Below are 16,424 nucleotides of genomic sequence, written 5' to 3'. Positions count from 1 at the left end.
CTATTATTGTAATTGGAGATATAAAAAATATTAAGCAAAGCAGCAAGCTTAAGTCTTTTGTCCAAATACCAATTCAGAGATTAGTTGAACTAATTAAATATAAAGCTAAATTAAATGGTATAAAAGTTGTTAAAATTAATGAAAGCTATACTTCTGGCTGTAGTGCACTAGATCTAGAAAAAATAAATAAAAGCAACTATAATAAATCCAGAAGAATTAAAAGAGGTCTCTTTAAAACTAATCAAGGTCTATTAATTAATGCAGATCAGAATGGCAGTCTTAACATTCTTCGCAAATACCTAAAAAATAAATGTATTCTCAGACCTATTAAACAGGCGAGAGATAATGGATATGTGGCCAATCCGTCAAGATTAAGGGTATCCTAATAACTTAGGCGGCAACCTTAAACAGTGCTTGTATGTTCTGTTTAGATAGGGAGTGCCTCTGGTGCGACTTAAAAACCAAACATCTTGTAAACTAACCTAGTAATATAGGTTGAGTTTTAATCTATATGAAGTAGTTAGAAGAACCATCTACATCTATGATTTAGATGGTGAGGTTCACAGATATTTGAATGACTAATAACAAATAATAATTAAGGGGATAAAAGCAAAACTGTAAGATTAAATTACAGTCTGTTTTTATCCTTTGTTCTTTTCATAAACGATTTATAATTTCTCCTACATCTTCAAAAACATAGTTAAAATATTTTTCATTATCTTTTAAATCTTTTAAGTCCTCTCTTTTAGTTTCTCCACTTAAGACTAAAATTCCGGTGATGCCGGCCTCATAAGCCATTTTCATATCAGTATACAAACGATCTCCAACCATCGCCACTTCCGATTTCTTAAGCTTAAATCTCTTTAAAATAAATTCTACTGTTAATTTAGATGGCTTACCGATTATCAAAGGTCTTTTACCAGTTGAAGCTGCTAATAATTCTATCATTGCCCCGGTGTCCGGCTGAGTTTTATCTCCTTTTAACGGGCAGACTAAATCAGGGTGGGTTGCCACATAATTTACACCAGATAATATTAGTTCATGGGCATCCCAGAGCTTTTTATAAGTTAATGTTTTATCAAAACCTAATACTACATAATCAACTTTTTCCGGTTTTTTTCGAATCTCTTTTTCTTTATTTACAATTTGATGACCAAATTTCTCCATTTCTTTTTTTAAAGATTTTGTTCCTAAAAGATAAATTCTTTTCCCTTGTTTTCTTCCCTGATCTGCAAGATAAGCAGCTGTAGTTTCTCCTGAATTAATAATTTTTTCAGGTGGAAGATCAATTTTCATTTTTGAAAGTTTTTGCTGATAATCATCTCTGTTTCTTGACGAATTGTTAGTTAATAAAATATAATCCCGGTTTGCTGCTTCTAGTTTTGTTAAAAAATCAAGAGTTCTTGGAAGTATTTTGTTTTCTAAATAAATTGTACCATCCATATCTAAAATAAAAAATTTTATATCTTTTAAATCACTCATCAGCTTCTCCTTTCAAGCAGTAAAAAATATTTTTAAATCAATAAAACGACTATAAGAAGAGAGCCCGGGCATAACAGCTCAGGCTCCCTGGCTTAAAATTCTAATTTATATTTCTACAGTCTTTAAAATCTAATTTCCAAACAGCTCTGTATAATCCTGCAGAACACTATCTGCCTGAACATCTGCTTTATTTAGAGCATCTTCCGCAGAGGATACACCGGTAAATGCTTCTTCTACGGCAGTATCGACTATGTCTCTGATTTCTACAAAGTTACCAAGTAGTACACCATTAGCTGCAGGTGATTGAACACCACTTAATATCTGTAGAAAAGCTGTTAAATAATTTGGGTGATCGCTGAACCAGCGATTATCCATTAGAGTTTTTACAGCAGCATTTGTAGATGGGAAATAACCGGTATCTTTATGCCACTGAATAGTTACATCAGTTCTGCTTAAATATTTAAAGAATTCAACAACAGCTTTATATTCCTCATCACTGTGACCCTGCATTACCCAGAGTGAGGCTCCACCAATTACAGAGTTACCAATTCCATAACCCTCAAAGCGAGGTAAGAAAGTAGTTCCTACTTCAAAATCAGCAGATTCTATAATAGAGCTTAGAGAAGAAGTTGACTGAATTAACATTGCAACCTCGCCAGCTAAGAAATCCTGGTTTGCAGAATATTCACGACCACCATAAGCAATAACATCTTTTTCAACCAGGTCAGTCCAGCTTTCTAAGACCATTTTAGCAAATCTCTTATCAAGATATACTTCACTGGCTCTTCCTTCGCGTCCATTAATATTATTTGCATAAGGAACATTATGATAAGCATGCATCTGTTCTAAAATCCAGGCAGGCCAGCCAAAAGATAGACCATGATTAGCTGCTCCGCTTTCAATTATTTTTAAACCCATTTCTTCTACATCTGTCCAGGTATCAGGAGCTTCCATAATACCTGCTTCTGCAAAAGCATCTTTGTTGTAATAAAGCATTGCGGTTGAAGAGTTAAAAGGCATAGAGTAGAGATTTCCGTCAACACTGTAATAGTTTAAAATAGGCTGAATAACACTGCCGAAGTCAATTTCACCTTCTGCAATTTCATAAACAGGAACAATTGCTTCACTATCTAACATTGTTTGAGTACCAACTTCGTAAACCTGAATTATGTGAGGGGGATTTCCTGAACGTACAGCTGAGATTCCCTGAGTTAATGTTTCTGCATAACTACCGGTAAATTGAGCTGTCACATGAATATCAGGATGTTCTTCATTAAATCCATCAACAATTCTTTCTACTGCAGCTGTCCGGCCACCACTCATAGCGTGCCAAAATTCTAGTTCGATTGTCTGGGCTGAAACCATTGCTGCACTAAAAGCAAAGAGAGTGACTAAAGTTAAAATAATAATAGTTTTTCTGAGCATAAATTTTCTCCATTTATTTAAATAAATGAAGATTACACCTCCTTTTTGTGATGAAAAATGATTCAGCGATATAAACTTAAGATCTAATCAAGTTTGACTTTGGACTCACCCCCCAGTTTTAAAATTAATTTATTGAGTTTACTTTTATTTATCCCTCCTTTGATAAATAACAATCCCTATAAATTATATATTATTTATCCTGCTGCATAGCAAAGCCTTCGACAAGACTTTTCTGCAGAGTTAAATAAACTAATAGTGGTGGGATAACGCCAATGATCAGAGCTGCCATAATTACATTCCACTCCGGTTGTGCATCTGAAGGAATTAACATTTTTAAACCTATTTGTACTACTCGAACCTGAGCACTGTTGGTAGTTACCAGCGGCCATAAATATTGATTCCAGACCCAAATAAATTCGATAGTAAAGAGAGCAACTATATTACTTTTAGAAAGTGGGATTAAAATTGACCAGAGAAATCTCAGTGGAGTAATGCCATCTATTAAGCTGGCCTCCAGCAGTGACTCTGGAACTGTCATGTAAAATTGTCTAAATAAAAGCACTCCGGTTGCACTGGCGAAAAAAGGGATGGTTAGTGCATAGTAGGTATCAAGCCAGCCTAAATTATCCATCAATTGATATGTCGGTACAATCCGAATTGGCAGAGGCAGCATATGAGTAATTAAGATCAGAATAAAGAGAATGTTTTTGCCCGGGAAATCCCCAAAATAGACAAAGGCAAAGGCTGCCGAGACTGAGAGAATAATTTTTCCGACTGCGGTAACAACTGAGATAAAAGCACTGTTAAAAAGTAGTTTGCCCATATTTGATCGCTGCCAGGCTTCGCGATAGTTATTAAGCATATTATCTCCAAATTGTAATTTAGGTGGAGATGAATAGACCTCATTTATATTTAAAGTACTAACCATAAAAGCATAAATTATGGGAAATGAGACTAAAATTACAGAAATTATTAAAAAAAGGTGAATAAAAATTGTAGTTGATTTTTTTCGTTTCATCCTAAATTCGCCCCTTTACTGATAAAATACTTTTTCGCCGGCATATTTAAATTGAATGATTGTTATAATTGCTACAAAAACAAAGAGGATAATTGACTGAGCTGATGCATAACCGGTCCTCATACTCAAAAATGCATCTCTAAATAATTTATAAGTAACTATATCTGTGGCTCGAGCTGGTCCTCCTTGAGTTAATACATCAACAACTCCAAAAGTTAAAAAGAAGACCTGTAGAGTATTCATAATCAAGAGGAAAAATGTAATTGGCGAAATTAAAGGAAAAGTTATTTTCCAGAATTTTGTAACCGGACTGGCACCATCAATATCAGCTGCTTCTAAAAGTTCAGGAGAAACATTCTGCAGAGCAGCAATGAAAAAGATAAAATTATAACCGAGCATTCTCCAGCTGGAAGCAATAATTATTAAGGTAAAAGCTGCTGTACCATTGTTGATCCAGTTGAAATCTAGAGTAGTTAACAGTTTAATATAATAAGACATGATACCTACATTTGGGTGCAGCAAAACCCCCCAGATAATACCAGCAAAGGCAAAAGAAAAGGCAAAGGGCCAGATCAATAAACTTTTATAAATTTTTGCACCTTTAATTTTTTTATTAGTAACTACTGCCAGAATTAAGGCAGAAGAAATTGAAATAAAGACTGTAATTGCTGTAAAAACAAGTGAGCGAGTTAAACTGTTCCAGTAAGCCGGTGAAGTTAACAAGCGTTGGAAGTTTTCTATTCCCACAAAAATCTGTCTGTTGCCAAAAGGAGTAGAGCGAAAAAAACTTAAGTAAAGTGATTGAGCTGAAGGATAAATTAAAAAGGTTGTAACAATAATAATAGATGGAGCAATTAAAAGATAGGCCAAATATCTGTATTTTTTAGCAAACTTACTATTCAATCTGATTACCCCCGTTTTTATAATATTTTGAATTTTTAATATAAAAAAGTTACTTACATCAATATATTTCTCTATGTAATTAAAAAGACCTGCTAAAAAAATAAAATTATTATCATTTATAATTTAAATTTATTGATATAATTTGCAGCTGCATTCAAAAAGTTATATTATATAAGTAAATTAAATTATAATTAACTTAAGCAAATAATGATAGAGGGAAGTGAATATAATGAAAACAAAAATTATTGGTCATCGTGGTGGAGCGACTGGATATCCAGAAAACACTTTAATTGCTTTTAGAAAAGCGGTAGAATTGGGAGCAGACGGAGTAGAATTTGATGTGCAGTTAACAAAAGATGGAGAAGTTGTAGTTATTCATGATGAATTTATTGATCGGACAATGAATGGCAGTGGTTTGGTTAAAAATCATACATTAAAAGAGTTAAAAGAGATGAATGTAGGAGAATTTTTCAGCAGCGATTTTAAAGAAGAAAAAATACCAACTTTAAAAGAAGTGCTGGAAATTGTAAAGGGCTTAGAAATTATCAATATTGAATTAAAAAATTATCTTAGCTATCCCAAATTAGAGGAAAAAGTTTTAAAGCTTGTGGATCAATTTAAAATAAGAGATAAGGTTATCATTTCTTCTTTTAATCACTATAGTCTAGAAAAGGTAAAAAAATTACAACCAGCAGCTAAAACCGGTGCTTTATTAATGTCTAAAATGATAAATCCTTCAGATTATGTATTTAAACGGGGTTTTAACAGTTTACATATGCATTTTTTAACTTTTGATCAAAAAATAATAGAAAAATCACATTTTATGGGAATAGAAACCTGTGCCTATACTGTGAATTACCCTTCAGCAGCAGCTGATCTATTAAAAAATGGAATAGATATGATTATCACAGATGATATTGAAATGGTTCAAAAAGTACGAGAAAAGAATGATATCATTTAGATAAATACCAAGTCCAGTAAATAATAAAATTTGAATTTTTTGACTATAAATAGTATAATTAAAAAGTAGACAAAAAAGTAGACAAAAAAGCTATAAAACAATTAACTATTAAATAAATAATTCGAAAATATCCAGTTGTTTTTTTGTCACTTGGTTTAGTCAAAAAAATATAAGAGGTGATCAAAATGTTAAGAAAGCTCCATTCTCTTAAATCATTTGAGGTCCACGGGCGAGATGCGAAATTAGGTAAAGTCGATGATTTTTACTTTGATCAAAGTCAATTTGTAGTTCGTTATTTGGTTCTTGATACGGGGAACTGGTTAAAACAAGAAGAAACTTTGATTTCAACTCATGCCATTGATAATATTGATTATGACAGCAAAAAAATTATGGTTGAGTTAACAAAAGATCAGCTTGAAGATTCTCCAAGTATTAAAAAGAATGAACCAATTTCGAAAGTAAAAGAGCAAGAAATTATTGATTATTTTGGTTGGCCTGATTATTGGGAAAAAACTCATTCTAGTGATAGTGAGCTGATTCATGCTGGTATAAGTGAACGCAAAAAACTGCTTGATTTTAAAGTTCTTGAAAAAGAAAAAGAAGCTCAAGAAAAAGCAGAAATAGCTAAAACAAATTTAAGAAGTGTGGAAGAAGTTAGGGGTTACAAAATTCACGCTAAAGATGAAAACTTTGGTCATATAGAAGATTTTTTTATTGAAGAAGAAGATAGCTGGATAATAAGATATATTCTAGTCGATACTGGAAAAAAGATTGAGGGTAAGAAATCTGTTTTAATTTCACCTGATTGGATTCACAGTATTAGCTGGCATGGTAAAGAAATTTTTGTAGATAAAGACAAAGATCAAATAGCTTCAGCACCAAAATATGAAGAAGAAAAATCAAAAAATTTGCTTCCTAAAAGCTATGAAGAAATGCTCTATGATCATTATGATGAAGATAAATATTGGTAAAATAGATAGAATTACGAAAAGAGTCCCGTACGGGACTCTTTTTTTTTAGACTATTTTAGGGATTTAAAATTAAATACTTTAAATTAGTAATGATTATTGCTATAATTAAATAGCAGATTAAACATATATTCACTTATTTAAAAATGTCTTAAATTTTACTGATATTTTTCTAAGTTAAGAGTATAATAATTTTAACTATATTAAAAAGTTTAGATGATGTCTTTAATTAGAAATATTTTTTTAATAAAAATGGAGGGGATATTTAGTGAAGGATGGTAAATTTAAATTAAAGGCCCCTTTTGAGCCCAAAGGTGATCAACCCGAAGCTATAGAAAATTTAGCTAAAGGAATAAAAAAAGGATATCGCCATCAAACCCTGCTTGGCGCTACAGGTACTGGTAAAACTTTTACAATGGCTAAACTGGTGGAAGAGGTAAATAAACCAACCCTGGTTATTGCCCATAATAAAACATTGGCAGCTCAGCTGACCAGTGAGTTTAAGGAATTTTTCCCAGATAATGCAGTTGAATATTTTGTGAGTTATTATGATTATTATCAGCCTGAAGCTTATGTACCTCAGACTGATACCTATATAGAAAAAGATGCATCGGTAAATGACGAAATTGAAAAACTTAGGCTTTCTGCTACTACTTCGCTTTTTGAACGACGTGATGTTTTAATTGTAGCAAGTGTATCCTGTATTTATGGCCTTGGTTCTCCTGATGATTATCTAAATTTATCCTTAGATTTAGAAGTGGGTAAAATTATGGACCGGAAAGAAATTACCAGGAGCCTAACTTTTATGCAGTACAGCCGCAATGATATGGATACTTCTCGCGGCCACTTTCGAGTTAAGGGTGATGTTATTGATATTTTTCCAGCCTACCGGGATATAGCAATTAGAGTTGAGCTTTTTGGTGATGAGATAGATAGAGTGACCAGAATCAATACGGTAACAGGTGAAGTAGAGGCTGAAATAGATGAGATGACAATTTATCCGGCCAGCCACTTTGTTACTCCGGAAGCTAAGGTTGAAAGAGCAATTAAAACAGTTAAGTCTGAGTTGGAGGAGCGATTAAAAGAACTGCGGGCAGAAAATCGCCTAGTTGAAGCCCAGCGCCTAGAACAGCGGACTCGTTATGATTTGGAGATGCTGGAGCAGATGGGATTTTGCTCAGGAATTGAAAACTATGCCCGCCATTTGGCAGGACGTGAACCCGGCTCCAGACCGATGGCTCTGTTGGATTATTTTCCAGATGATTTTATGGTTATTATTGATGAGTCACATATGACAGTTCCTCAAATTGGAGGAATGTTTGCCGGTGACCGTTCACGTAAGGAAAAATTAGTTGAATATGGATTTCGGCTTCCTTCTGCCTTAGATAACAGGCCGCTTAATTTTGAAGAATTTGAACAGGTTGTGCCGCAGACGGTTTATGTTTCTGCAACTCCAGGACCTTATGAGAGGGAGCACAGCCAGCAGATAGTAGAGCAGATAATTCGTCCAACAGGACTTGTGGATCCTGAAATAGATGTTAGACCAACTAAAGGCCAAATAGATGATCTGCTGGAAGAAATACGGCAGGTTGTTGAAGATGGAGAAAGAGTTCTAGTAACAACTTTGACTAAGAAGATGTCAGAAGACTTGACAGAATATCTGGCTGAAGCTGGAATTAGAGTCCGCTACCTTCATTCTGATATTGATACAATTGAGCGCTCAGAGATTATTCGCGATCTGCGTTTGGGAGAGTTCGATGTACTGGTAGGTATTAATCTTTTGCGGGAGGGACTTGATTTACCGGAAGTTTCTCGGGTGGCAATTTTAGATGCTGATAAGGAAGGGTTTCTTCGCTCACAGCGGGCCTTGATTCAGACAATTGGTCGTGCCGCTCGTAATGTTGGCGGTAAGGTTATTATGTATGCCGATAAAATAACTGATTCAATGAAGTTTGCTATCGATGAAACTGAAAGAAGAAGAGAAATTCAGATCCAGCATAATAAAGATAATAACATTACACCAGAAACTATTATTAAACCAGTTCGTGATGTTGTAAAACCGGTGGATATGGTAGTTTCCGAAGATAAAAGCCGCTATTATGACAAAAGTCAGGACAACGAAAATCCTGATGATAATACTCAAAATTATAATAATATGACACGCAAAGAGATTCAGCATTTAATAATAGATTTAGAAGCTGAAATGGAATCAGCAGCAGATAACTTAGAATTTGAGATTGCTGCTCAGATTAGAGACGAAATAGAAGAATTAGAATCAAAATTGGAAGAATAATAATAAATATTTTTAGGTACCAGGTACCTAAAACGATTTCTTGTACCTGGTACCTATTAAATAAAGAGGTGTAATTTTAATGGGATTAGAACGTTTAATAGTAAAGGGTGCTGAAGAGCACAACCTTAAAAAAGTAGATATTGATATACCACGAGATAAACTGATTGTAATTACAGGTTTAAGTGGTTCCGGTAAGTCTTCACTGGCATTTGACACCATCTATGCAGAAGGCCAGCGCCGGTATGTAGAATCACTTTCCGCTTATGCCCGCCAGTTTCTGGGCCAGATGGAAAAACCCAAGGTGGAATATATAGAAGGTCTTTCTCCTGCAATTTCAATTGATCAAAAAACAACCAGCCGTAATCCGCGTTCAACTGTAGGTACGGTAACCGAAATTCATGATTATCTGCGTTTGCTCTACGCCAGAGTAGGGATTCCACACTGCCCTATCTGTGGTAAGGAAATTAAATCTCAGACAGTTGATGAGATTGTTGATCAGGTACTGGAACTGCCGGAGAGGACTAAAATCCAGATTCTGGCACCAATTGTTCGAGGTCGCAAAGGTGAGCATGAGCGCACTTTTCTGCAGGCTCAGAGAGATGGTTTTGTCAGAGCCCGGGTCGATGGTGAGACAATTCTTTTAGAAGAAGCAGAAAAGCTGGATAAGAATTTTAAACATGATATAGAAATTATTGTTGATCGGCTGGTAGTTAAGGATGGGATTAGAGAGCGGCTGGCTGATTCTGTAGAAACTGCTCTTGAATATGCTGAAGGTCTGGTAATGATTGATCAGATAGATGGTGAGATAACAACTTACAGTGAAAAATTTGCCTGTCCTGAGCATAATATTAGTCTGGAAGAAATGTCACCCAGAATGTTTTCCTTTAACTCCCCCTATGGAGCCTGTGATAACTGTGATGGTCTGGGAGTGAAAAAAGAATTTGATCCTGATTTAATACTGGATAAAGAAAAATCGATAGCTGATGGAGGAATTATTCCCTGGGCCAGCTCATCCAGCCGCTACTATCCTGCTCTTTTAGAGGCAATGGCAGAGGAGTATGATTTTAGCCTGGAGACAAAAATTGAGAATCTTGATGATCAGATTTTAGAAAAATTACTCTATGGTGATAACAAGAAAATTACCTTTCCCTATACAAATCGCTATGGTAAAACAAGAGACCATACCACCAGGTTTAAGGGAATAACAGGTTATTTAACGGAAAGAATGGATAAATCTGATAGTCCAGGGACACATAAGAGGATGGAAAGATATATGAACGAGATTCCATGTCATGTCTGTCATGGTCAGCGTCTCAAACCAGAAGTGCTGGCAGTAACAGTTGGTGGAATTTCTATTGCTAAATTTAGTTCCTTTACAATTAAAGAAGCTCACGAATTTATAGCAGGTGTAGAACTGGATGACCGCCGGACTAAGATAGGTAAGGAAATTTTGAAAGAAGTAAGAGAAAGACTGCGCTTTTTATTAGACGTTGGTCTTGATTATTTAAGCCTGGACCGATCTGCCGGTACACTTTCAGGTGGTGAAGCCCAGCGGATTAGATTAGCAACTCAGATTGGCTCAGGTTTAATGGGTGTCTTATATATTTTAGATGAGCCGAGCATTGGCCTGCATCAGAGAGATAACAACCGCTTGATCAGTACCTTAGAGCATATCCGGGATTTAGGAAATACTGTAATCGTAGTTGAACATGATGAAGATACAATTAGATCTGCTGATTATATTATTGATATGGGACCTGGAGCTGGAAAACACGGTGGAGAAATTGTAGCTGAGGGATCTCTGGCTGATATTATAGAGGAAGAGCGTTCACTTACCGGACAGTATTTATCAGGGAAAAAGAAGATTCAGGTACCTGCAGACAGGTATCCGGCTGGAGAAAAGTGGCTCAGTATCAAAGGTGCCAGGCAGCATAATCTAAAAAGTATAGATGTGGACTTTCCTTTAGGCACCTTTACCTGTGTGACCGGAGTTTCAGGTTCAGGAAAAAGTACTCTGATTAATAATACTCTTAAGAGAAAAATGATGCGGGAACTTCACGATTCAACTCTGCATCCGGGTGAGCATGATGAAGTCCAGGGAATGGATCAGATTGATAAAGTAATCAATATTGATCAGTCACCAATTGGCAGAACTCCTCGCTCTAATGCTGTAACTTATACAAAAGTTTTTAATTATATTAGAGATGTTTTTGCCAGCACTCCGGAGGCTAAACAGCGTGGATATGAAATTGGACGCTTCAGTTTCAATGTTAAAGGCGGCCGCTGTGAAGCCTGTAAGGGGCAGGGAATTGAAGAAATAGAGATGCACTTTTTACCTGATGTTTATGTCCCCTGTGATGTCTGTAATGGTAAACGTTATAACCGCGAAACCTTAGAAATTAAATATAAAGGTAAAACTATTGCTGATGTGCTGGATATGACAGTGGAAGAGGCTGTCGAGTTTTTTGAAAATATAGAACCAATTCGCCGTCGGCTGCAGACACTTTATGATGTCGGTCTCGGCTATATAAGACTTGGTCAGCCAGCCACTACATTTTCTGGTGGTGAAGCACAGCGAATTAAAATTTCCAAAGAGCTTGGAAAAAGAAGTACAGGAGAAACCCTCTATTTGCTGGATGAGCCAACAACCGGTCTTCATTTTGCTGATATCAAGAAATTGTTGGAAGTACTGCACCGCCTGCGTGAAGATGGTAATACAGTAATTGTCATTGAGCACAATCTGGATGTAATTAAATCGGCAGATTATCTAATTGATTTAGGACCAGAAGGTGGAGAAAAAGGTGGAGAGGTAGTTGCCACCGGTACTCCAGAAGAGGTAGCTCAGAATGAAAATTCTTATACCGGTAAATTTTTAAAAGAAGTGTTATAGAGTTAAAACGTTAGGTACCAGGTACAAATGGGCCCATTTGTACCTGGTACAGAAGAATAAATTCACAAGTTTAAATTATCCCTTCCATTATATGGATAAAGATGATATAATAATATTACTTTAAATCCAATAAATGGAAGGAGATATCAATATGCCAAGAAAAAATCGTGTCTGGTATCCAGGAGCTATTTATCATATTGTCAGTAGGGGTAATCGACAGGGTCACCTATTTAGAGATAATCGCGACTATACTTTTTATTTAGAAATACTAAAGAAAATAAAAGAGGAATGTAATTATTCATTACTGAGTTATTGTTTGATGACAAACCATATTCACTTACAAATTAAAACTGAGAAAGATCCAATTTGGAAGATTATGCATCGAATTAATCTATTCTACGCAAGATATTTTAATTATAAATATGATTTAAAGGGGCATGTGTTTCAGGGGCGATATCATTCAAAGGTTATTGAAGATGATTTTTATAATATTGGTGTCAGTAGATATATTCATTTAAATCCAGTTGAAGCCTCCATTGTTGAAAATGCAGATGAATATAATAGGAGTAGTTATCCGATTTATTTAGCACAAAAAGATAGTGAGTTGGTAGAAACTGATCATATTTTAAACTTCTTTGAAAATAATTGTAATTTATATAAGAAATTTGTTGAATCAAATGAGATTAATAAGGAGTTAGATAAAGAAATAAAACTTGAAATAGACTTGTGATTAATTTTACTTGTACCAGGTACAAAAACCCCTTTTTGTACCTGGTACCTATAAGTGATATAATTAAAATATAATTGGAGGTGCAGAAATTGGAGAAATCTACTAGAATCAAAGAAATATTACAGTCTAAAGCTGCTGCATTTATTATGGCTGCAGCCATAATTTTGATTGCCTTACTGGCCAGGCTGGAAGTCATAGAACCACTTATTATTTTATTTGTAATCTACTGCAGTTTGAGTTTTGCAAAAAAAGGTGCAGTTTATTCAACTATTTTTGCAATTTCTGTACTTGCAATTCAGGATTTATATAATCTCCAGATAGATATAGCGCAGTATTTAATTGAAGTATCTGTAATAATTATTGCCTCATTTTATATTTATAAAAGTACCTCCAGTTTAAAAACATTAAATTTTGAACTCAGAGAACGGGTTAAAGAGCTGACAGGGCTTTATAGGATTTCAGAAGCAGCTGAAAGTTCAAAGACTGATCTTGATCAGTTATTAAATGAAGTTGTTCAGGGAATTCCACCATCTTACCAGTTTTCGAAAGACTGTGAGGCAAGAATTATTTATCAGGGAAATGAATATCAGACTTCTAATTTTAGAGAAACAGAATGGAGCCAGCAGAACCCTCTGAAAATTAATAATAAAGAGGTAGGAAAAATTGAGGTTGTTTATTTAGAACAACACCCAGTGCAGGATCAGGGAACAGTATTTTTAAAAGAAGAATTTGATTTACTTAATTCAATCACAGCTAAAATCACCAATATTCTAAAAAATTTAGAACAGGAAAAAGAAATAAAAGAACAGCGCCGTTTTCTTTCTATAACTCTTAATTCTATTGGTGATGGATTAATCGTAACAGATAAAGAAGGTCGGGTTAAAAGATTGAACAGTATTGCTGAAGATTTAACCGGCTGGACTTTAGATGAGGCAAAAAATAAAGATATCAGAGAAATCTTTATTATTGTTAACTCAAAAACTGGGGTTGAAGTGAAAAATCCGGTTGAAAAAGTCTTAAAACATGGTAAAATTGTAGGTCTAGCAAATCATACAAAACTGATAGCCAGAGATGGTAGTGAATACCACATTGCAGACAGTGCAGCTCCCATTAAAACAGATGAAGACAATATTTATGGAACTGTAATGGTTTTTAGAAATGTCAGTAAAAATTATCAGATGCGAGAAATAATAAGGCAGAGAGAGAAGATGTTCTCTACAGCTATTAGTGAAGCCCCATTTCCAATTATGATTCGTTCAGATGATGGAGAAGTTATAACTGTTAACAGCAGTTGGGAGAATATTAGCGGCTATAAAAAAGAAGAAATCCCTGATATTGAAAGCTGGATTAATAAGGCTTATCGGGGTAGGAAGACTGAAATGAAGGGAATTATTAAAGATGCTTTTTCACATAACAAGGAAAAAGCTGGTGATTTTGAGATTCAGACTAAAAATGGGGAAAAAAGAATTTGGGAATTTAGTACGGCTTCTCTTGGAACTGATGAAAAAGGGCGTAAACTTTTAATTAGTACTGCTGTAGATATTACCCGCCGTAAAAAAGCAGAAAAAGAATTAAAGAAATTGAATGAAATTTATAGAACCTTAAGTATGGTCAATCAGCTGATTGTTAGAGAAAAATCTCTCAACAATTTGCTGCAGGAAGCAGCCCAGATAACCTCTGAGTATGGAAAATATCAAAATATCTGGATTGGGAAAATTAATTCGAGTCATGAAAAAATTAAAATACTGACAACTATCGAAAATAACTGCAGCTATATCAAAAAAGGGGACAGTCACGATTTAAAGCTGGAAAATCAAGTTTTGAATTTTAAAGAAGAATTAATTGAGCAGGGAAAAGACAGTTTAGTTATCAACAGCTCTCAAAATCTAAATGAACTGGAATCGCTGCCGGATAATCACTGCGGCTCCAGGGCCTTTTTTCTACTTAGAGCTCTTGGTAAACCCTGGGGTGTTTTTTCTTTCTGCACAGCTGAAGAAAACCATTTTGATCAAAGGGAAATTGAATTATTAAAGGAACTGACTGGTGATATTTCACTGGGAATTGAAAAGATTATAAATGAGCAGAGACGGCAGGAGTCGGAAAGAAAATTAAAAATAAGTGAAAAGAGATACAGACAGTTATTTGAAAACTCTCCCGTTGGAATTTTCAAAACTACTTCTGATGGTAGAGTACAGATGATTAACCCCCATCTTGCTAAAATTTTGGGATTTGATTCAGTTGAGGAAACCATAATGCACTATAATCATCTGGGCCAGGAATTATATGTTAATCCGGAACGGCGCCAGCAATTTATAAGTCAGCTAAAAGAAGAAGGAATGATTAATAATTTTGTCTATCAGGCCTATGATAAAAACAAGAATATTTTGTGGCTGGAGATGAATGCCCGGGTCAGCAAAGAAAAGAAAGATGAAAACTTTGCGATTGAAGGATTTAGCTGGGATATTACAGAACGTAGAGAAAGTGAAGAGAAAATTAAATATCTTGGATTTCATGATAAACTGACTGGATTATATAATCGAGCTTTTCTGGAAGAGGAAATAAAAAGGGTGGACACTCCCCGCCAGCAGCCAATCAGTATAATTATGGGAGATCTAAATAATTTAAAACTGATCAATGATACCTACGGACATCAGGTTGGAGATCAGCTGATTAAAAGTGCAGCTGAGATGATCAATAATTCCTGTCGGGATGAAGATATAATTGCCCGCTGGGGTGGAGATGAATTTGTGGTACTGCTTCCTCAGACTACTGTAAGGGAAAGTGAAGTAATTATTAAAAGGATTAATCAGCAGATAGAGCAGGAAGAGGGAGAGCTCGCAGTTTCGATTTCACTGGGAACAGCTTCCAAAACAGATACGGATCAGGATTTGATGTCTGTCTTAAGTAAGGCTGAAGACAGAATGTATAAAAATAAAATTTCCAGTCGAAAAAGTGCCCGCAGCAGTGTGCTTTCAGCATTTTTGACTTCTTTAAAAGAAAAGAGTTCAGAAACTGAAGAACATGTCCAGCGGATGAGTAAAATGGCAAAAAGATTTGGCGAAAAAGTTGGACTATCAAATTCTGAACAGGATAGACTTTATCTTCTGACCCAGATGCATGATATCGGTAAAATTGCAGTTTCTGAGGAAATTTTAAATAAACCTGGTAAATTAAATGAAGAGGAATGGGAAATAATTAAAAAACATACCGAAACTGGTTTTAGAATTACTTCTAATTTTGAAGATTTTGCTCATATTTCATATGAGATATTACACCACCATGAGCGCTGGGATGGCTCCGGTTATCCAGAAAGTCTGGCTGGGGAAGATATACCACTTCTCTCAAGAATGTTGACCATTATTGATTCTTATGATGTAATGATCAGCGGCCGCCCTTATAAAGAGGCAATGACTGAAAAAGAAGCAGAATCAGAACTAAGATTCTGTGCCGGAAGCCAGTTTGATCCGGAGTTAGTGGATAAATTTATTGAAAGCTTATAAAAATTATTGGTACCAGGTACAAATCGATTGATTTGTACCTGGTACAGAAGAAATAAATCACAAATAAAAGGTGATAGAATGAAAGTCTGCTCGCAAACCTCGAGGGCTTGCCCCGAGGAAAGAGAAGACGGTATTGAATTTTAAGTATTATATTTAGATATTAAATATTCTAAAAACAAGAACAAATGTTTGTCTAACCTCTTTGTTTATGGTATAATATTAGTGAGGAGGTGAAAGCATGACAGGTAAAAAAA

The 16,424-nt window shown here is 35.0% G+C and carries 11 protein-coding genes; 7 read left to right on the top strand and 4 right to left on the bottom strand.

The annotated features are described in order from the left end of the window. Nucleotides 1-386: zinc ribbon domain-containing protein (locus C7954_RS12145; protein WP_166667727.1), on the top strand; the 386-nt coding region annotated here is incomplete at its 5' end. Nucleotides 387-657: 271 nt separating this feature from the next. Here the strand turns inward: C7954_RS12145 and C7954_RS12140 are convergent. The 4 genes from C7954_RS12140 to C7954_RS12125 form a co-directional block, all read right to left on the bottom strand. Beyond that, nucleotides 658-1,482 carry an HAD-IIA family hydrolase gene (locus C7954_RS12140; protein WP_073160619.1) on the bottom strand — a complete coding sequence of 275 codons (825 nt, stop codon included), beginning with the start codon at nt 1,480-1,482 and terminating at the stop codon, nt 658-660. 129 nt (nt 1,483-1,611) lie between these two features. Then, nucleotides 1,612-2,907 (bottom strand): ABC transporter substrate-binding protein, encoded by a 1,296-nt coding sequence (locus tag C7954_RS12135; protein WP_089656203.1) that lies wholly within the window; start codon nt 2,905-2,907, stop codon nt 1,612-1,614. 190 nt (nt 2,908-3,097) lie between these two features. Then, nucleotides 3,098-3,925: a carbohydrate ABC transporter permease gene (locus C7954_RS12130; protein ID WP_073160623.1), complete on the bottom strand. Its 828-nt coding sequence runs from the start codon at nt 3,923-3,925 to the stop codon at nt 3,098-3,100. 15 nt (nt 3,926-3,940) lie between these two features. Then, nucleotides 3,941-4,828, bottom strand: coding sequence for a carbohydrate ABC transporter permease (locus tag C7954_RS12125; protein ID WP_073160625.1), 888 nt, complete (start codon nt 4,826-4,828; stop codon nt 3,941-3,943). Between the two features lie 229 nt (nt 4,829-5,057). On the opposite strand from C7954_RS12125, the gene C7954_RS12120 reads away from it, so the two are divergent. The 6 genes from C7954_RS12120 (at nt 5,058) to C7954_RS12095 (ending at nt 16,170) form a co-directional block, all read left to right on the top strand. Beyond that, nucleotides 5,058-5,789 carry a glycerophosphodiester phosphodiesterase gene (locus C7954_RS12120; protein ID WP_089723258.1) on the top strand — a complete coding sequence of 244 codons (732 nt, stop codon included), beginning with the start codon at nt 5,058-5,060 and terminating at the stop codon, nt 5,787-5,789. A 185-nt stretch (nt 5,790-5,974) separates the two neighbouring features. Then, nucleotides 5,975-6,760 (top strand): PRC-barrel domain-containing protein, encoded by a 786-nt coding sequence (locus C7954_RS12115; protein ID WP_089656204.1) that lies wholly within the window; start codon nt 5,975-5,977, stop codon nt 6,758-6,760. A 265-nt stretch (nt 6,761-7,025) separates the two neighbouring features. Further along, a complete protein-coding gene (gene uvrB, locus C7954_RS12110) occupies nt 7,026-9,050 on the top strand; it encodes an excinuclease ABC subunit UvrB (protein ID WP_073160631.1) in 2,025 nt (674 codons plus the stop codon). 79 nt (nt 9,051-9,129) lie between these two features. Beyond that, nucleotides 9,130-11,940 (top strand): excinuclease ABC subunit UvrA, encoded by a 2,811-nt coding sequence (uvrA, locus tag C7954_RS12105; RefSeq protein ID WP_073160633.1) that lies wholly within the window; start codon nt 9,130-9,132, stop codon nt 11,938-11,940. Nucleotides 11,941-12,091: 151 nt separating this feature from the next. After that, a complete protein-coding gene (locus tag C7954_RS12100; RefSeq protein WP_073160636.1) occupies nt 12,092-12,670 on the top strand; it encodes a transposase in 579 nt (192 codons plus the stop codon). 80 nt (nt 12,671-12,750) lie between these two features. Continuing rightward, complete coding sequence (locus tag C7954_RS12095; protein WP_420841482.1) at nt 12,751-16,170, top strand: PAS domain S-box protein; 3,420 nt, start codon at nt 12,751-12,753, stop codon at nt 16,168-16,170. Nucleotides 16,171-16,424: the final 254 nt, after the last annotated feature.

This window comes from Halanaerobium congolense (assembly GCF_004366375.1).
GTDB lineage: Bacteria > Bacillota > Halanaerobiia > Halanaerobiales > Halanaerobiaceae > Halanaerobium > Halanaerobium congolense.
The sequence above is the reverse complement of the archived record's forward strand: the minus strand, read 5'-3'. Positions and strand labels throughout refer to the sequence as shown.